The organism is Pseudophaeobacter arcticus DSM 23566, from assembly GCF_000473205.1.
GTDB classification, from domain to species: Bacteria; Pseudomonadota; Alphaproteobacteria; order Rhodobacterales; family Rhodobacteraceae; genus Pseudophaeobacter; species Pseudophaeobacter arcticus.
In genome coordinates, this window is sequence record NZ_KI421507.1 from 2,531,357 (window position 1) to 2,547,997 (window position 16,641).

At 60.2% G+C, this 16,641-nt stretch carries 15 protein-coding genes and 1 pseudogene; 4 read left to right on the forward strand and 12 right to left on the reverse strand.

Going from position 1 to position 16,641, the window contains the following annotated elements; translation table 11 throughout:
* Positions 1-59: 59 nt before the first annotated feature.
* From ARCT_RS27215 to lepA, 6 genes are all read right to left on the reverse strand, one after another.
* Positions 60-1,163, reverse strand: coding sequence for a hypothetical protein (locus ARCT_RS27215; protein ID WP_051360829.1), 1,104 nt, complete (start codon positions 1,161-1,163; stop codon positions 60-62).
* Positions 1,164-1,284: 121 nt separating this feature from the next.
* A complete protein-coding gene (locus tag ARCT_RS0116480; protein ID WP_027241050.1) occupies positions 1,285-2,700 on the reverse strand; it encodes a TolC family outer membrane protein in 1,416 nt (471 codons plus the stop codon).
* Positions 2,701-3,007: 307 nt separating this feature from the next.
* Complete coding sequence (locus ARCT_RS0116485; protein WP_027241051.1) at positions 3,008-3,661, reverse strand: protein-L-isoaspartate O-methyltransferase family protein; 654 nt, start codon at positions 3,659-3,661, stop codon at positions 3,008-3,010.
* 113 nt (positions 3,662-3,774) lie between these two features.
* Positions 3,775-4,284, reverse strand: a complete 510-nt coding sequence (locus ARCT_RS0116490; RefSeq protein ID WP_027241052.1) for a PhnA domain-containing protein — start codon at positions 4,282-4,284, stop codon at positions 3,775-3,777.
* A gap of 144 nt (positions 4,285-4,428) precedes the next feature.
* Positions 4,429-4,743, reverse strand: a complete 315-nt coding sequence (locus ARCT_RS0116495; RefSeq protein WP_027241053.1) for a TraR/DksA family transcriptional regulator — start codon at positions 4,741-4,743, stop codon at positions 4,429-4,431.
* 429 nt (positions 4,744-5,172) lie between these two features.
* Positions 5,173-6,972 carry a translation elongation factor 4 gene (gene lepA, locus ARCT_RS0116500; protein ID WP_027241054.1) on the reverse strand — a complete coding sequence of 600 codons (1,800 nt, stop codon included), beginning with the start codon at positions 6,970-6,972 and terminating at the stop codon, positions 5,173-5,175.
* A gap of 361 nt (positions 6,973-7,333) precedes the next feature.
* Here lepA and ARCT_RS0116505 point away from each other — a divergent pair, with 361 nt between their 5' ends.
* A complete protein-coding gene (locus ARCT_RS0116505; protein WP_027241055.1) occupies positions 7,334-7,675 on the forward strand; it encodes a hypothetical protein in 342 nt (113 codons plus the stop codon).
* Between the two features lie 258 nt (positions 7,676-7,933).
* Positions 7,934-8,905, forward strand: coding sequence for a LysR family transcriptional regulator (locus tag ARCT_RS0116510; protein WP_027241056.1), 972 nt, complete (start codon positions 7,934-7,936; stop codon positions 8,903-8,905).
* Between the two features lie 87 nt (positions 8,906-8,992).
* Here ARCT_RS0116510 and ARCT_RS26395 read toward each other — a convergent pair.
* From ARCT_RS26395 to meaB, 5 genes and pseudogenes are all read right to left on the reverse strand, one after another.
* Positions 8,993-9,465: pseudogene (locus tag ARCT_RS26395) on the reverse strand (low molecular weight protein-tyrosine-phosphatase).
* 198 nt (positions 9,466-9,663) lie between these two features.
* Positions 9,664-10,143, reverse strand: coding sequence for a copper chaperone PCu(A)C (locus tag ARCT_RS0116520; RefSeq protein WP_027241057.1), 480 nt, complete (start codon positions 10,141-10,143; stop codon positions 9,664-9,666).
* 109 nt (positions 10,144-10,252) lie between these two features.
* Complete coding sequence (locus ARCT_RS0116525) at positions 10,253-10,603, reverse strand: hypothetical protein (protein WP_027241058.1); 351 nt, start codon at positions 10,601-10,603, stop codon at positions 10,253-10,255.
* 119 nt (positions 10,604-10,722) lie between these two features.
* The gene (gene rpmB / locus ARCT_RS0116530; protein WP_027241059.1) at positions 10,723-11,013 is read right to left on the reverse strand and encodes a 50S ribosomal protein L28; all 291 of its coding nucleotides are present in this window, start codon (positions 11,011-11,013) and stop codon (positions 10,723-10,725) included.
* Positions 11,014-11,286: 273 nt separating this feature from the next.
* Positions 11,287-12,267: a methylmalonyl Co-A mutase-associated GTPase MeaB gene (gene meaB / locus ARCT_RS0116535; RefSeq protein ID WP_027241060.1), complete on the reverse strand. Its 981-nt coding sequence runs from the start codon at positions 12,265-12,267 to the stop codon at positions 11,287-11,289.
* 157 nt (positions 12,268-12,424) lie between these two features.
* On the opposite strand from meaB, the gene hrpB reads away from it, so the two are divergent.
* Positions 12,425-14,899 carry an ATP-dependent helicase HrpB gene (hrpB, locus tag ARCT_RS0116540; protein ID WP_027241061.1) on the forward strand — a complete coding sequence of 825 codons (2,475 nt, stop codon included), beginning with the start codon at positions 12,425-12,427 and terminating at the stop codon, positions 14,897-14,899.
* Between the two features lie 184 nt (positions 14,900-15,083).
* Here the strand turns inward: hrpB and ARCT_RS0116545 are convergent, their stop codons facing one another.
* The gene (locus tag ARCT_RS0116545; RefSeq protein ID WP_027241062.1) at positions 15,084-15,833 is read right to left on the reverse strand and encodes an SDR family NAD(P)-dependent oxidoreductase; all 750 of its coding nucleotides are present in this window, start codon (positions 15,831-15,833) and stop codon (positions 15,084-15,086) included.
* 323 nt (positions 15,834-16,156) lie between these two features.
* On the opposite strand from ARCT_RS0116545, the gene ARCT_RS0116550 reads away from it, so the two are divergent.
* Complete coding sequence (locus ARCT_RS0116550) at positions 16,157-16,615, forward strand: NUDIX hydrolase (protein WP_027241063.1); 459 nt, start codon at positions 16,157-16,159, stop codon at positions 16,613-16,615.
* Positions 16,616-16,641: the final 26 nt, after the last annotated feature.

Genomic DNA, 16,641 nt, shown 5'->3' on the forward strand with positions numbered 1-16,641 from the left:
CCCGCGAATAGCGGTCAGGCGCAGTCCGGCCTGGCGCAATCCGGCCTGGCGCAGTCCGGTCAGATCAAATCCTGAGCAGCAAGTGCGCGCTGGATTTCACGGCGCACCAGCTTGCGCACATTCCGGGTGATTCTCTCTCCCAGCGCGCCCTGCAATTCGCTGCGCACGATATCGGCAACCAGCTCGCGCAGGCTCTCCTCATCGAGATAGCTCTCCTCCGCACCACCGGCATCCAGGGCATCCATAGTGGCGCCGGTCACGGCCTCTTCAGCCAGGGCTGCGGCATCAAAATTGGTGTCGGTTTCATCGTGACCCTGCGAGGCCTGATCTGCGTCGAACTCCGCCTCGGCCTCATCCATGTGATCCTGCCATTCAAGCGTTTCGATATTGGTACCGGCATAGGGGTCACTGGAGGCGCCATCCGGCTCCCACTGTCCGCTCGCGCGGGCCACTTTGGCCTCCAGCTCGGCAATTTTCTGTACCACTGCCGAAACGCGCTGGCTGCCATACAGCTCCTCGGCCTGATCCTCACTGGCCTGATCCCCACTGGCCTGATCTGCGTCCAGGTTCGCCTCAGCTGCGTCCTCAGACGAGGGCTCCACGGCGCCAAAGAGTGTCGCCTCGGGGTCGCACCATGGCGCAGTTTCCTCCTGCTCCACGCCCTCAGCCGCCTGATCGGGCGATGCCTCTGGCCGGTCAAGCAATGCCTCTGGCTGCTCAGCTGCGCTGTGCTGCACGACGGGCTCATGGGCAGCAGCTCTGTCTGATTCGACAGTGTCGTTGCGGCGGAAAGCAAGAACCTCGCCCGGGTCCAGTTCTGGCTCAACCTCAAGATCCATGTAGCTGCCATCCGGCAGATCACAGGCTGGCTCCCTGCCCTCTGACACCTCGGCCTCAGCCGACACAACAGCGGCTTCGGGCTGGTTGGCGTTCCGCTCAGCAGCATTCGAGACATTCTCCGCCACCCGCAAAGCAGGTGTCAGAACCAGACGCGATGTCGGCTTTGGCAGCTCCTGCGCTGTGGCTACCGGCTGGCTCTGCCCCCGGTTTTCCACGGCCTGCGCAGACACCGGGCGCGGCGCAACGCGACCATCCTCACTCACCAAACGTCGGATTGAGGACAGGACATCTTCGATTTCAGCCTGCGTTACAGGATCGGACATTATGTTTGAACCACTCTAGCCTTTGCGACAAGTGTAGCTCTCCTACCGCAATCGCACAACATTTAGAGAGACTTTTAGTTTCTACTCAGTCTGGTTTATGCCCGGACCAGTTTTTTCCGGTTCAGTTCCTGCCCAAGGCCCGCAGCACCCGGTCGAGGTCCCGGCTCTGGCGACTGACCTGCGCTGGCGCGCCTTTGACCAGATTGTAATACAGGGTTGGATCATAAATCTCGACGGCCAGCCCCAGATGTTCTGCAGTCAAAAGCCCCTGAGCTTGCAGCAGGGCATAGGCCGCAGTGGCCTGGCTCGCCCGTGCCCGCACCCGCGCGGTCAGCGCATTCAGCAGATCCTGTTCCGCCTGCAACACGTCCAGCGTGGTGCGCGCGCCCAATGTGGCCTCTTCACGGATCCCGTCAAAGGCAACCTGCGCCGCCCGCACGCTCTCACTAGAGGACACAAGGCTGGCAGATGCAGCTTCCAGTGTCACATAGGCCTCAGAAACATCCTGAGCCACCGCACGCTGCGTCGAGAGTAACTGCCCCCGCGCAGCATCAGCGGAAGCAATGGCAGACCGCACCGATGAAGCAAGACGGCCACCAGCATAGATCGGCTGGGTGTAGGTGATGCTGGCGCCAGTGCTGTCGGATTCAAAATTATTGCTCAGGCTGGTGGTGGCACTAATTTCCGCGCCGAATTTCACATTTGGCCCCAGACCTTTTCGCGCCGCATCCGTGGCAAAATCAGCAGCCTTAACCGTATGCTGCTGCCCCAGAAGAATGGGGTGATTGCGCACAGCAATGGACTCGGCGGCCTGCAAAGACGCAACCCGCTTGGGCAAGGGAGGTTGACCAGCAGTTGTTCCAATGGGATGGCCAACGGCCTCCACATAGGAGGCCTGCGCCGTCAGCAGATCGCCGCGACTTTGAATCAGAGTGGCCCGCGCCGAGGCAAGACGGCTCTGCGCCAGGGCGACATCGGTGCGGGTCACTTCGCCGACTTCAAATCTGTCCTGCGAGGCCTTCAGCTCTTCTTGCAACAGGCGCAGGTTGTTGCCTTGCAGACGCACCGTCTCTTGCTGCGACAAGACATTGACATAGGCCTGCACCGCACCAAACAACACCTGCTGCTCAACATTCAGCAGGCTTTGGCGCGTCGCCAGAACGGTTTGCTGGGCGGCAAGTTGCTTTAGCCGGGTTGCCCCACCATCATACAACAACAATTCCAGGGCCAAGCCGGTGCTCAAGCGGTCCGCACTTGATGAGGCTGTCGGACCGTTCACATTATGCGTATTCTGCGTGGCTGCCGTAATGGTCCAGTTGATAATAGGCCGCAGCCCGGCAACCGCCGCTGCTACGTTTTCATCCTGAACCCGCAACAAGGCCCGGTTCTGTTCCAGCAATCCGCTGCTCTTGTAGGCGCCAATCAGCGCGTCAGACAGGTTGTCCGCACTCGCGGGTTTTGGCAGCGTAAAAGCAAGCGCAACAGAGCCTACAAATACAAACGTCTTTAACAAACTTGCCGAATTCTTCTTCAACATCGGTCGCCCTATTCGTTTGCCGCGCCGCCAGCCGCGGGAGTTTGGTTATGGTTCAACCCCTACCTGCAGTAGGGGCTGCCAGTCTTGATGTCCCTCGCGTCATGTAGCGCGATTGGATCTGAGTGCAACATCACAGGCAAATCCTGACAGGCAAATCCTGACAGGCAAATCCTGACAGCGCTTTCCGCCCCAGGATGTAACAGACTAAGCCCACCGTACCAGGTCCAAAACATGGCCCCGTATTTGGCTCCTTATTTGGCCTGGCATCATTTGGCCCCTTATCCGGCCTGGCATCTTTACCCCGGCCTCACAGAGAAAAGGCAGCAGCCCGATCAAATCCAGGCATGATTTCGGCGCCCGCATTAAATTCAAAGCGCCAGGAGATCTGGCCTCCCTGCTTATAGCCAACTTTTACCTCGCCCAGCGCGCCGCTCATGAAAATGACGGCAATACGCCCCCCATCCTTGAGTTGCTCCAGCAGCGTCGCAGGCAACTCTTCGACGCCGCCCTGCACCATGATGACGTCATAGGGGCCATGTTCAGCAGCGCCCTCCGCAAGCGGGCCGAGGTGAACAATCGCATTGTCAGCGCCAGCCTCGGACAGTTGCGCCTGCGCCTCTGCAAACATGGTTTCATCTGCCTCGACGCCAATCACCATCTCGGCCATCTGCGCCGCAACAGCGGTGGAGTACCCCAACCCGCAGCCCACATCGAGCACCAGCTCATTGCGCTGAATATCCAGCGCATCCAGCATCTTTGCCAGGGTACGGACCTCAATCAGGGTGCGGTGCCCCCCAAGATCCATATTCCGATCCGCATAAGCCCCTTCACGCTGCGCGACGGGGACAAAATCCTCACGCGCAACAGAAAGCAGAGCTTCGATGATCGGGTATTTGGTCACGTCCGAAGGACGGACCTGTGTGTCAACCATCATGCGGCGACGTTCGGCAAAGTCAGTCATAAGCTAAACTCTTTTGTTCAGTCTGTTTACAGGAATTGTGCCATATCACTCCACATACGGCAACGGCCCATAGTGAAGCTGCGGGTGAATTGCAGCCCCTGTTGCCATGGCACCTATTTCTTTTTCACAAACTTGGTCAAAATAACGATCCGCTGGCCTTCGACACGGCCCTCGATATGCTCGGGGTTATCCTGCACCAGCGAAATGCCACGCACCGCAGTGCCCCGCTTGGCGGTAAAGCCCGCACCTTTGACCGGCAGATCCTTGATCAGGACGACATTGTCACCTGCTGCAAGCGCCGCGCCGTTGCTGTCAACATGGCCACCACCGCTGGCCTCGTTATCGGCCCAGGCCCGCGTTTCATCATCCAGCCACAGCTGATCGGCCAGATCCCGCGCCCAATCATAAGTCGCAAGCCGCGCCAAGAGACGTGTCGCCAGGACCTGTACTGCGGGTTCCTGTGACCACATGGACGAGGCCAAGCAGCGCCAGTGATCTGGCTCCAGCTCGCCCTCAATCTGCGTCTGACAGGTGTCGCAGATCTGCACTCCAGCCTCTTCAGGGCCACCGACAACAGCAAAAAACCGGGTCGCACCCTCGGCAGAACACAATTCACAAGACATGGGGAAACCCTCCAAGAGAAATAGTCTCCCCCGCCTTACCGCCTTCCCTGCCGGATGAAAAGCCACCCAAGGCCGCTGTCCCGCTGCCAAACACACAGAACCCTGACAGAAACACCCGTCAGCCCCTCAAGGTAGCGGCATCCCTCAGGAGGCGCAGCCGCTGCAAAACGGTGTCGCAGGTATCAGATCCAGGCGCTTTTCCGCGATGGCATCGCCGCAAATCTGACAGTAGCCGTAAGAGCCTTCGACCAAACGCGCCAGTGCTGCATCAATCTGGCGCAGCTCTTCCATCTCGTTGAGACCCAGCGTTTCCAGCACCTCATCCCCCTGGCGCTCAGACGAGCGATCCTCCCAGTCTTTTGGCATCGGTGCGTCCAGAGTGTGTTCGACCTCACGCAAATGCCCGGCCAGAGCCACCCTGCGCGCTTCAAGTGCTTGCTTGCGTTCTGTAAAGTCCATGCCTAACCCTCCCAAATCAGCGGCGTTGTGCCACCATAGCCAAGGTCAATGCTACGGCATTGACCGAAGTCAAAAACACTCGCGGGATCTGGGGAGTGTTGCGCGCGTTTAACGCAAGAAACGCCTGAAGCGCGTAACCTATGATCCGCAAGCACAAATTTAGGGCAAATCAGGAACAGCTCAAGCCCGACAGCCAAGGGGTGAACGCCAGAGTTTCGCCCTAGTAATTCGACCAGAGAACAGGACAAATGCCCCGTATTGATCTGTTGAGTATGGCTATGCTTTCAACGCAAAACGTTCGGGGGAGTTCGCAAATTGACGACACCAACCGCTGCCGCTCTCTTGCATTGAAAATGCCACTGACGAGGCCGCACCTTCGCGCCTCAATCGCTCCCCCGGAGCGATAGCCGAGCAAGCCCGGACCGGTGCTCAGCTGTCCATTTTGAGCGCTGAAATAAACGCTTCCTGCGGGATGTCGACCTTGCCGAACTGACGCATTTTTTTCTTACCCTTCTTCTGCTTCTCCAGCAGTTTCTTCTTCCGGGTTGCGTCGCCGCCATAACATTTGGCTGTCACATCCTTGCGCATCGCCGACAGGGTCTCGCGGGCGATCACCTTGCCACCAATGGCCGCCTGGATTGGAATCTTGAACATGTGGCGCGGGATCAGGTCTTTCAGCTTTTCAACCATGGCGCGGCCACGGGCTTCGGCCCGGTCGCGGTGCACCATCATCGACAGCGCATCCACTGGCTCGTCGTTCACCAGCACCGACATCTTGACCAGATTGTCGGTTTGGTAGCCCGTCAGCTGATAGTCAAAGGAGGCATAGCCCTTGGTCACCGACTTGAGCCTGTCGTAGAAATCAAACACCACCTCGTTGAGCGGCAGGTCATAGACGGCCATGGCGCGGCTGCCGGCATAGGTCAGATCCAGCTGGATGCCACGCCGGTCCTGACACAGCTTCAGCACATCGCCCAGATACTCGTCCGGCACCAGAATGGTCGCCTTGATGCGCGGCTCTTCCAGGTGATCCACATGGGTCAGGTCCGGCATATCTGCCGGATTGTGCAGCTCGACCATCGTCCCATCACGCATATAGATATGATAGACCACCGAGGGCGCCGTGGTGATCAGCTCGATATCATACTCGCGCTCCACCCGGTCGCGGATCACCTCGAGGTGCAAAAGGCCCAGGAAGCCACAGCGGAAGCCAAAGCCCAGCGCCGCCGAGGTTTCCATCTCAAAGCTGAAGGAGGCATCGTTCAGTGCCAGCTTGTCGATGGCATCGCGCAGATCTTCAAATTCGGAACTATCCACCGGGAACAAGCCACAGAACACCACCGGCTGCGCAGGCTTAAAGCCCGGCAATGCCGCGTCGGTGCCCTTTTTCTCATGGGTGATGGTATCGCCCACACGGGTGTCGCGCACCTGTTTGATTGACGCCGTAAGAAAGCCAATCTCGCCCGGCCCCAGCTCGTCAATCACTTCCATCGCAGGCCGGAACACCCCAATGCGGTCCACATGGTGGGTCGTGCCATTGGAGAGCATCTTGATCCGCTCCCCCTTTTTCAGCACCCCGTCCATGATCCGCACCAGAACGATCACCCCGAGATAGGCGTCATACCAGCTGTCCACCAGCATTGCCTTCAACGGCGCATCGCGGGTGCCGGTTGGCGCGGGCAGTTCGTTGACGATGGCTTCCAGCGTTTCATGGATGCCTTCGCCTGTTTTGGCCGAAACCCGAATGGCGCCGGTGGCCTCGATGCCGATGACATCTTCAATCTGCTCTGCCACACGGTCACAGTCCGAGGCCGGCAGGTCGATCTTGTTCAGCACCGGCACGATCTCGTGGTCGGCCTCCATGGCGTGATAGACATTGGCCAATGTCTGCGCCTCAACGCCCTGGGTGCTGTCGACCACCAAAAGCGAGCCCTCAACCGCGCGCATCGAGCGGGAGACCTCATAGGCAAAATCGACGTGACCCGGCGTGTCGATGAGGTTGAGCACATAGGTCTCGCCGTCATCCGCCTTGTACTCAATACGCACCGTATTGGCCTTGATGGTGATGCCGCGCTCGCGCTCGATATCCATCGAGTCCAAGAGCTGCGCCTTCATATCACGCACCTCCACCGTGCCCGTCTCTTGGATGAGCCGGTCAGCGAGGGTGGATTTGCCATGGTCGATATGGGCGACGATGGAGAAATTGCGGATTTTGGCGAGATCAGTCATGATCAGGCATATGATTTGGATTCTTGTCTTGGTCAAGCGCGCGTCTATGCTGCGATGAAGTTATTTATCCAAATCGACAGTCAAAGGTGAATTTGAGTTTGGCAGATGCGGACAAGATCGAAGATCTCGACCTGCCAACGGCCTAGCTGCAAGCCCAATATCTGCGGATCAGCCGCGCCATCGCCGCCCTTCCCCTAGGTTAGGCACGCCCCTCACCATCTCTTCAACACGAGACCAAAACCCGGCAAAATCCTGCGCATTTATAAATGGATTTTAACCAATGTTGAATCTCGTCACGCCTTTCGCCATATTCGCACAAATCTGGACATGCGATCCGGGGCTAAAACATAAGGGACATCTGATGAAATTGCTGCCCACCTCCCTGCGCTCTGCGGGGCTTTGTGCCGTCTTGGCTGCTCAGGTCTTCTCCGCGCAGTTCGTCTTGGTGCAGCCCGCCCAGGCCGGGGCCATTGAACGCGCTTGCCGCAGCTCTGATCGCTCTGCCGCCAGCCCCTCCCTGTGCCGCTGCATCCAGAAGGTGGCCAATGTGCAGCTCACCTCTTCTGAGCGCAAAACCGTGTCAAAATGGTTTGGCGATCCGCATCAGGCCCAGGTCGTGCGCCAATCCAGCAACCGCCGCGATGAGCAGCTGTGGGAGCGCTATAAGCTCTTTGGCGACACCGCGGCCAAAACCTGCGGCTAACCACCACAGGTCCTTTGGCTGTTTTGATCCCTGCGACGCAGCATCCCGCCCTGCTGCGCCCAGAGACAGATTTTACAAAACAAAATCCCTGTTCTGTGTTACCATCTCTCCTATACCCATCACGGGTCAGGCCCGGCAAATATGGCTTGCCTGTCCCTGGCACTACTTTAGGGGGAACAGCGACCAGATTGGCACCCTTGACCCAGCGACAGGCTCTGGGGAAACTACGCTGAAATAATAGTTTTTTGGAGTGTTGGCATGTTGATCAAGGGGGTCACTCTCAGGGGGCTGGAGGTTTTTGAAACTCTGGCAAAGACCGGATCCGTTGCACAGACCGCCGAAGTGACGGGGCTGAGCCAACCCGCCGTCAGCCAACAATTGCGAAACCTTGAAAAGGCGCTGGGAACGGATCTGGTCGATCACGGCCGCCGCCCCATGGTGCCAACCGCCGCCGGGCGCAATTTCCTGGCCCGCACCCATGCGGTTCTGTCAGAGCTGCGCCTGGCGCAGAGCGAGCTGTCGATGATGGATCTGAGCCACCTGCCCGCGCTCTCCATCGGGTTGATTGACGACTTTGACAACGACCTGACCCCGCGCCTGGTGACCGCCCTCGCCGAAAGCCTCACTGAGTGCCGCTTCAAGATGATTACCGCCTCCAGCCATGACATCCTGCGCACCATCGAAGCGGGTGAAATCCACCTTGCTGTTACCGCCACAACGGACGCGCCACAGGAAGGGCTGATCGAATTTCCGCTGGTCCGCGATCCCTTTATTCTTGTTGCGCCCAAAGGCTTTATTCACGATCCACAGGCGCCAATGGGCCAGCTCGAACAGCTGCCCTTTCTGCGCTATGCTGCCGACCAGCTGATCTCGCAACAAATCGAAGCGCAGATCAGTCAGCAGCAAATCGCGTTTGAAAACCGGTTTGAAATTGGCTCCCACCTGGCGCTGATGGCCATGGTCGCACGCCATATTGGCTGGGCCGTGACAACCCCGCTTGGCTATATGCGGGCGGCGCGGTTTCATGATGAAATCGACGCCTTTCCGCTGCCTTTTGGCCGGGCCGCACGGCGGATTTCGCTCTTTGCCAGCAAGGACTGGGCTGATCAGTTGCCCCGTACCGTTGCCCAAACCATCCAGGGGTTGATCAAACGTAAAATGGTTGATCCAGCCATCACCAAACTGCCCTGGCTGGCACAGGATTTCCACCTGCTTGACGAATTGAACTGACCCTTTCTGTGACCAATTTCACAACAGCTCCCCTGTGGAGCCTTTTGCATCACAGGAGGGAGGGACGCCATGCTTTCCCTAGGGGGCCTAGCCTTCGCCCTCCGTCAAAGCCCGCTTCAGCCCTGCTGCGGCCAGTTCGATCAGGTCAAGGCAGCCGTCAAAATCCCGCGTGTAATAGCGGTCCGGGACATGATCCAGTGCCGCCTCTGGCGCAAAACAGGTGAACAGGCAAACCGGGATCTGATTGCCCGCGGGTCTCTGGGCCTCAATGCTGTCCAGGTTGTTTTGATCCATCGCCAGGATCAGGTCAAAATTGCTGAAATCCGCTCAGCTGAACTGGCGCGCCTGCAGTTCCGAGACATCAAGGCCACGCCGCATCAAGGCCCCCTGCATTGCCCCACAGGGCGGCGCGCCCACATGGTCGCCGGCAGCCCCCGCGGGTCGCATTCAACGCTGGGGCAAAGGGCACGAAATCCCCCTTCCGCTGCCGGAGAGCGGCAGATATTGCCCAGGCAGACAAACAGAATTTTCCTCGGATTTTGACCGAAGTCTTGACCCAGGTTTTGTCCCCTGTTGTGACTGGGTACACGGCTTGTGGGACGCTGGCGCATGCCCCTCTGGGTAGCGGAAGTCCTGGGATAGTACTGGCGGACAGATGCTGGGCGGCAAAAAGCCCGCCACCAGGGCGGGCTTTGGGCGCGAAGGAGGGCTGCAGCGCAGCCTGACGCCGCGCCCGCCCCCTCTGTCATGTCACCCGCTTAGTTAGAGTGCTTCATATGGCCGCCTTGGCCCGGCTTACGTTCCAGGTCAACCGGGATTTCGATGCTGATCTCACCGGCATTTTTGAACACCAGGGTGACAGGCACCATATCGCCATGTTCCAGCGCCCGGTTCAGACCCATGAACATCACGTGATCCCCACCGCGCTGCAACATGTGGCTGCCCTCGGCGGGGATCACAAACCCCTCCTCCACATGCATCATCTTCATCACACCATCGCCGCTTTCCATATGGGTGTGCAGTTCAACACGCTTGGCAATGTCAGAGCGCGCGTCGATCAGTTGATCGTCCTCGGTGCTCATATTCATGATCTCCATGAAGGCCGCCCCACTCGAGGACATTTTTGCCGACACGCGGGCATATTGGTCCTGCACCATGATCTTGGCGCCTTCAGCAGTCGCGGCACCAGCAACCGACACAGCGGCAACCGCCGCAAACAATACGGATCTCAGGGACATTTCTGTCTCCTTTCTCTTAGGGTTAGGAAATTTTGGGTAGATTGTGCAGTCCGCACACCCTCAGCCGATCAGGCGTCCAGGTGATCAGACCCTTCGTCGAACAGGGATATCAGGTGCAGAGCGGTGGCGCCCGTGCGGTCGCGGCAACCCGCATCAAATGGCTGCAGCCCACAGCCCCCAAAAGGCGGTCAAAGGCCTGCCCGCCATAGGCTGGCACCACCAAAGCATCCGGCCCCGCAACTGCATCCAGCAAATGCATCACACAGTCCGGACAGAAATGCGGCGCCTTGGTCGGCTGGCCGTCCTTATCGACATAGATGGTAACCGGACCACTTCCGGAACAAATCACCATCTGCCCGCTGGCATCACGGGCGCCCTGCGCACTGGCCGAGACATGCCCCGTCAGGGTCACCACCAGGGCCAGCATCAAGGCCAGAGATATCCGCAGGAATCGTGCCATGGCAAATGATATGCCTATCCGGCAGCAGAGCTGCAAGGTGAAATTGCCCTGGCCCTGAATGGCAAAACGCCGCGCATCTCACGGATGCACGGCGTTTCAAATTCTCATGTGATCAAAGATCAAGCCTCGGCGGATTGTGCCTTGGCGATCTCTTTTTTCACTTTCAGTGCGCTTGTGGACAGCTCGTCGTCCTTGGCTTTTGCCAGGAAAGCGTCCAGGCCACCGCGGTGGTCAACAGTGCGCAGCGCAGCAGCTGAGATCTTCAGCTTGATGCCACGACCCAGAGTCTCGGACTGCAGGGTCACATCGTTCAGGTTTGGCAGAAACCGACGACGAGTTCTGTTTTTAGCATGGCTGACATTGTTGCCAGTCATCGGGCCTTTTCCGGTCAGTTCGCAACGGCGCGACATAGGTTCATCCTTCGTATCTGGGGCAGCACCCGAGGAACCCCCCGAATCATCTGCAAATCTCAAAGGGCGCGGCCAAGAGGCAACGCCCGAAAACTGGTTGGATGCGTTTAGGAGGAATCGCCCCAAGGGTCAAGCCAAATGCTGGGGTTTTATGCCCCCCCGCCAATGAAATGGCTCAGGCCCGCTGCAACCTGTGATTTTCAAAGGATCTATAGGCCTTTCTCGCCCTCTTGGCCAGAGCCCACAACCGCGCTGTTGCCGCCTGCGGGGGGCCTAGCCCGCAACGCCAAGCCCTGCGAGCAATTCCTGCGCCGCAGCGGTGGGCGACACCGCCCCCTTTGCCACCTGATCCGACAGGGCTTCCATGCGGTCCTGCGCCCAGGGGGTCTTGAGCCGCGCCAACAGGGCCTGACGCACATCTTCGCCAAACCAATAGCGCGCCTGCTCGGCGCGGCTGCTGCTCCAGTGACCTTTTTCTCGGCGCCATTCCACCAGGGTCTTCATATCCTCCCAGGCGCTGTCCAATCCGGCCTCTTCGAGGGCCGAAACCGTCTGCGCCTTGGGAAAGCCTTCGGGATCCTGGGGACGTTTGCGCAGCAGCCGCAGCGCACCGGAATAATCGGCACAGGTGCGCATGGCGGCGGATTTCAGATCGCCATCGGCCTTGTTGACCAGAATGATATCCGCCATTTCCATGATACCACGCTTGACCCCCTGCAATTCATCGCCCCCCGCAGGCGCCAGCAGCAGCAGGAACAGATCCGACATCTGCGCCACCACGGTTTCGGACTGGCCAACGCCCACGGTCTCAATCAGAACCACATCAAATCCGGCTGCCTCGCACAGAGCCACCGCTTCGCGGCTGCGCCGCGCCACCCCGCCCAGATTGGTCTGGCTCGGCGAGGGCCGGATAAAGGCAGCCTTCTGGCGGCTCAGATGTTCCATCCGGGTTTTGTCGCCCAGAATAGACCCGCCGGTGCGGGCTGAGCTCGGATCCACCGCCAGCACCGCCACCCGCAGGCCCTCGGCGACCAACATCATGCCAAAGCTTTCGATAAAGGTGGATTTTCCCACCCCCGGCGTGCCCGACAGACCAATGCGCAGCGCTTGCCGCCCGGATTTTGCCAGGCGCTCCAACAGTTCGGTCGCGGCAACCCGGTGATCTTCGCGGCCGCTTTCTACCAAAGTGATGGCCCGCGCCAGCGCCCGGCGATCCCCGCTTAGGATTTTCTCACTCAGCTCAGCGGTCTTCATGCCCGGTCTCCAGTATTGAACAGCTCGCAAAATTTCCGCCCTAATTGACGCAGGCCTGAACCCCTTGTCCAGTGCGAAGCTGCCGCAGGGGCCATTGTGCAGCAGACTGGACCCCGGCGCGCTCTTTGGCGATAAGCAGGCCATGACAAAACCCGCCATGCCACGCCTGCCCATTGATGACGCCCTGCCGGATCTGATTGCCGCCCTGCTCCAGGGCGGCCGCGCCGTGCTGCAGGCGCCCCCCGGTGCCGGCAAAACCACCAAGGTGCCGCTGGCCATGCTCAGCGCCGGGTTGACCGCCCAGCGCATCGTGATGCTGGAGCCCCGCCGCCTTGCCGCCCGTGCCGCGGCTGAGCGCATGGCAGAAACTCTGGGCGAAGCGGTGGGCCAAACCGTCGGCTATCGTATTCGCGGCGAGGCAAAGACCAGCAAGGCAACCCGCATCGAGGTGGTGACCGAAGGCATTCTCACCCGGATGCTGCAATCGGACCCGGACCTGCCCGGCATCGGCGCGGTGATCTTTGACGAATTCCACGAGCGCTCCCTCAACGCCGATCTTGGCCTGGCCCTGTGTCTGGAGGTGGCAGAGGCGCTGCGCGATGATCTGATCCTGCTGGCCATGTCCGCCACCCTGGACGCCGCCCCGGTAGCCGCATTGATGCAGGCGCCGCTTGTCACCTCCGAGGGACGCAGTTTCCCGGTGCAGACCCGCTGGCTGGAGCGCCCGCTGGGCCCTCTGGCCCGCCGGTTGGATGCGCTCTGCGATCTGGTGGTGCAGGCGGAAAAAGACAGCCGCGACACCGCCAGGGGCGCGCAGATGGGCGGGGGCATTCTGGTGTTTCTGCCCGGCGAGGGCGAAATCCGCCGCGCGGCGCAAAATCTGGACAGGCGTTTGCCCGGCGATTGCCTGATCCAGCCGCTGTTTGGCGCCCTGCCCTTCAAGGACCAGCAGGCCGCCATCCGCCCCGCCACCACGGGGCGCAAGATTGTGCTGGCCACCTCAATTGCCGAAACCTCGCTCACCATTCAGGATATTCGCGTGGTGATCGACATGGGGCAGGCCCGGCGCGCCCGCTTTGATCCCGGCTCAGGCATGTCGCGGCTGATCACCGAAAAGGTCACCCGTGCCGAGGCCACCCAGCGACAGGGCCGCGCCGGTCGTGTGGCCCCAGGCACCGCCTACCGGCTCTGGACCAAGGGCGAAGAGGGCGCGCTGGCCGCTTTTCCCCCACCTGAAATCGCCTCGGCGGATCTCACCGGTCTGGCGCTGGAACTGGCGCTCTGGGGGGCAGATATAGGGGATCTCGCCTTTCTCACCATGCCGCCCGGCGGCACCATGGCAGAGGCGCGCAAATTGCTGCAGATGCTGGGCGCATTGGACGGGCGCGGTCAGATGACCCCTCACGGCAAGGCGCTTGCCCGATTGCCACTGCATCCGCGTTTGGGCCATATGCTGCTGACCGCCGGCCCCAGGGCAGCCGAGCTGGCCGCGCTATTGGCCGAGCGCGATCCCCTGCGCGGCGCACCGACGGATTTGGCGCTGCGCCTGGAGGCCCTGAAAGATACCAAGGGCTTTCAGCGCAAACGCCCCTATCAGCTCTCCTATCCGGTGCTGGACCGTATTCGCAGCGAGGCACGCCGTTTGCAAAAACAGGGCCCTCCTCTTCAGAGGGGGGCAGAGCGCCTCTCGGCCGCCGCCATGGCCGCGCTGGCCTATCCCGACCGCATTGGCCAACGCCGCAAAGGCGATCAGCCGCGCTATGTGCTCTCGGGCGGCAAGGGGGTGCTGCTGGACCCCGGCGATCCCCTGGCCGCAGCCCCCTTCATTGTGGCGCTGGACACGGACGGCAACCCGCGCGAGGCCCGTGTGCGCATGGCCGCGCAGATCACCCCAGGTGAAATCCGCGATCTCTTTTGGGATCAAATTGCCTGGCAGGACAACTGCCACTGGTCCAAGCGCGACCGGCGGGTGGTTGCCCGCCAACAAGAATGCCTGGGCGCCATCACCCTGGAAGACCGCATGTGGAAAGATGCACCAGAGAGCCAGATCGCAGCTGCCATGCTCGACGGGGTGCGCGACATCGGACTGCGCCTCGACGGGGCTGCGGCACGGCTGGCGGCGCGGGTTGAACTGCTGCGCGCCGATGGCTTTGACCTGCCTGATTTTTCAACCGAGGGCCTGCTGGCGCGATTGGAAGACTGGCTGCTCCCAATGCTCGGCGGGGTCAAATCCTCTGCTGCCTGGAAACAGTTCGACCTGGTTCCGCCCCTGCGCGCCGCGCTCACCTGGGAACAGACGCAACTGCTGGACCGTGAGGCTCCGGGCAGTTTCACCACCCCGTTGGGACGCAAGATCCCAATCACCTATAGTGCAGAGGCGCCAGAAATCTCGGTGCGCCTGCAAGAGCTGTTTGGCGTCACCCACCACCCGAGCATCGGCGGCGTGCCTCTCAAGATCACCCTGCTGTCCCCGGCCCAGCGCCCAATCCAGATCACCCGTGACCTACCCGGGTTTTGGTCCGGATCTTATGCGGACGTGCGCAAAGACATGCGCGCGCAATACCCGCGCCACCCCTGGCCCGAGGATCCCACCCAAGAAGACCCCACCCTGCGGGCAAAAAAGCGCCGGTGATACCAGGACTACTCTGCCAAATGAGGGGGCTTTGCCCCCTCGCGTGCAAGACGCTCACCCCCAGGATATTTCTGGCCAAATGAAAACAGCCGCCTCTTCATTTGGCCTCAAATATCCCGGAGCGCGAGGCAGGGCCTCGCATCAAAAGGCCAGCGCGCAACATATGAAACAATTTACCGCTCTGTCAGGACCGCAACGCTGGCAAACCAATACCGGTCGCCTCAAAGCCCCCATCGGCAGCCAGGATCTGGCCGGTGATGAAACTCGCCTTGTCGGATAGCAGAAAATTGATTGCCGCTGCAATTTCATCCTCCGAGCCATAGCGATTCAGCGGCAGCGCATCGTGGTAGGCCGCAATGATCTCCGGGCTGTGGACCGCCATGGCGAGCTTTGTCGCCACCGGCCCCGGCGCAACACCATTGACGCGAATACCCAATTCTCCCAGTTCCACCGCCTGCTGCAGAGTCAGCTGCGCCAGCGCCGCCTTAGAGGTGCCATAGGCGACCCGCAGCGTGCTGGCCCGCAGACCAGAGATTGAGGTGATGTTCACCACAGCACCACCGCCTTCAGCTGCCAGCAGATCTGTAAACCCCTGGGTCATCAGAAAGGGGCCATCCAGATTGGTCTCCATCACCCGGCGCCAGCGTTCAAATGTCGTTTCGCGGATCGGGCCAAAATCTGCCACGCCTGCGTTATTGACCAGACCATCCAAACGGCCAAACCGTGCTGTGACCTCGGCAACCGCCCCGGCCACATCATGGGGCTTGGAGACATCGCCCTCAATCACCAGCGCCTCTGGCAACTGGGCCGCCGCCTTTGCCAGCTCTGGCCCGTCCCAGTCCATCAGCGCGACCCGCCATCCTGCCTCTTGCAGCCCCCGCGCCGTGGCCAGGCCAATTCCGCGCGCCGCGCCTGTAATCAGTGCTGTTTTCATCTTTTTGCCCATTCAAAACCCTAGTCTCGTCACTGAGCCCCCCAGCCTTTGCAGAGTCAACCCAGCCTTTGCAAAGGCATCAAGACCCCGCCCTATCCCCCAGGCACGCCCCCCCACACACAGAGCGGCAGGAGCTGCATTGCCTGTTTTTGGAGCGGCAGCGCCTCATAACATGTAAATGGGCTATACTTTAACCTGTTGAAGGGTTGTACTTTATCCACAAAGCCCTAATTTAATGGCAGTTAAGAAAAACGCAGCGGCTGTGATGTCTCACACTCAACCAGCACTGTTGCCAAAAAAAGTTACGATTAAGGCAGTTCAAGATGAGCAACATTCTCGCCCAGGCTTGGGAAGAAATGATCAAGCCTATTCTGTTTCGCCCCAAGCGCGTTCAGGTTGCTGCCCTGTGCCACCGGACAACCAGCAGCGAAACCGAAGTTCTGATGATCACCAGTCGCGGCACCGGACGCTGGATCCTGCCCAAGGGCTGGCCAATCAACGGCAAAGATGGCGGTGAATCCGCCCTTCAGGAAGCCTGGGAAGAGGCTGGCGTACAAAACGGTCGTGTCGAAGGCGCGCCCATTGGTGCCTTCAGCTATGAAAAAGAGTTGAAGACCGGCCTGCCGATCCCGGTGCAGACCTATGTCTATACAGTTGGCGACGTAGAGCTGTCAGATACCTACCCCGAGTCACACCAACGGCAGCGCAAATGGTTTTCTGCGCAAGAGGCTGCAAATCTGGTCCGCGAACCCGAGCTGCAGGAAATCCTGCGTCAATTGTAACACGCGCGCGACATTTTTACGACAGC

Excerpts from the sequence above, each read along its gene's own strand:
- ARCT_RS27215 (WP_051360829.1), bottom strand. The coding sequence starts at position 1,163 with ATGTCCGATCCTGTAACGCAGGCTGAAATCGAAGATGTCCTGTCCTCA.
- ARCT_RS0116480 (WP_027241050.1), bottom strand. The coding sequence starts at position 2,700 with ATGTTGAAGAAGAATTCGGCAAGTTTGTTAAAGACGTTTGTATTTGTA.
- ARCT_RS0116485 (WP_027241051.1), bottom strand. The coding sequence starts at position 3,661 with ATGACTGACTTTGCCGAACGTCGCCGCATGATGGTTGACACACAGGTC.
- ARCT_RS0116490 (WP_027241052.1), bottom strand. The coding sequence starts at position 4,284 with ATGTCTTGTGAATTGTGTTCTGCCGAGGGTGCGACCCGGTTTTTTGCT.
- ARCT_RS0116495 (WP_027241053.1), bottom strand. The coding sequence starts at position 4,743 with ATGGACTTTACAGAACGCAAGCAAGCACTTGAAGCGCGCAGGGTGGCT.
- lepA (WP_027241054.1), bottom strand. The coding sequence starts at position 6,972 with ATGACTGATCTCGCCAAAATCCGCAATTTCTCCATCGTCGCCCATATC.
- ARCT_RS0116505 (WP_027241055.1), top strand. The coding sequence starts at position 7,334 with ATGAAATTGCTGCCCACCTCCCTGCGCTCTGCGGGGCTTTGTGCCGTC.
- ARCT_RS0116510 (WP_027241056.1), top strand. The coding sequence starts at position 7,934 with ATGTTGATCAAGGGGGTCACTCTCAGGGGGCTGGAGGTTTTTGAAACT.
- ARCT_RS0116520 (WP_027241057.1), bottom strand. The coding sequence starts at position 10,143 with ATGTCCCTGAGATCCGTATTGTTTGCGGCGGTTGCCGCTGTGTCGGTT.
- ARCT_RS0116525 (WP_027241058.1), bottom strand. The coding sequence starts at position 10,603 with ATGGCACGATTCCTGCGGATATCTCTGGCCTTGATGCTGGCCCTGGTG.
- rpmB (WP_027241059.1), bottom strand. The coding sequence starts at position 11,013 with ATGTCGCGCCGTTGCGAACTGACCGGAAAAGGCCCGATGACTGGCAAC.
- meaB (WP_027241060.1), bottom strand. The coding sequence starts at position 12,267 with ATGAAGACCGCTGAGCTGAGTGAGAAAATCCTAAGCGGGGATCGCCGG.
- hrpB (WP_027241061.1), top strand. The coding sequence starts at position 12,425 with ATGCCACGCCTGCCCATTGATGACGCCCTGCCGGATCTGATTGCCGCC.
- ARCT_RS0116545 (WP_027241062.1), bottom strand. The coding sequence starts at position 15,833 with ATGAAAACAGCACTGATTACAGGCGCGGCGCGCGGAATTGGCCTGGCC.
- ARCT_RS0116550 (WP_027241063.1), top strand. The coding sequence starts at position 16,157 with ATGAGCAACATTCTCGCCCAGGCTTGGGAAGAAATGATCAAGCCTATT.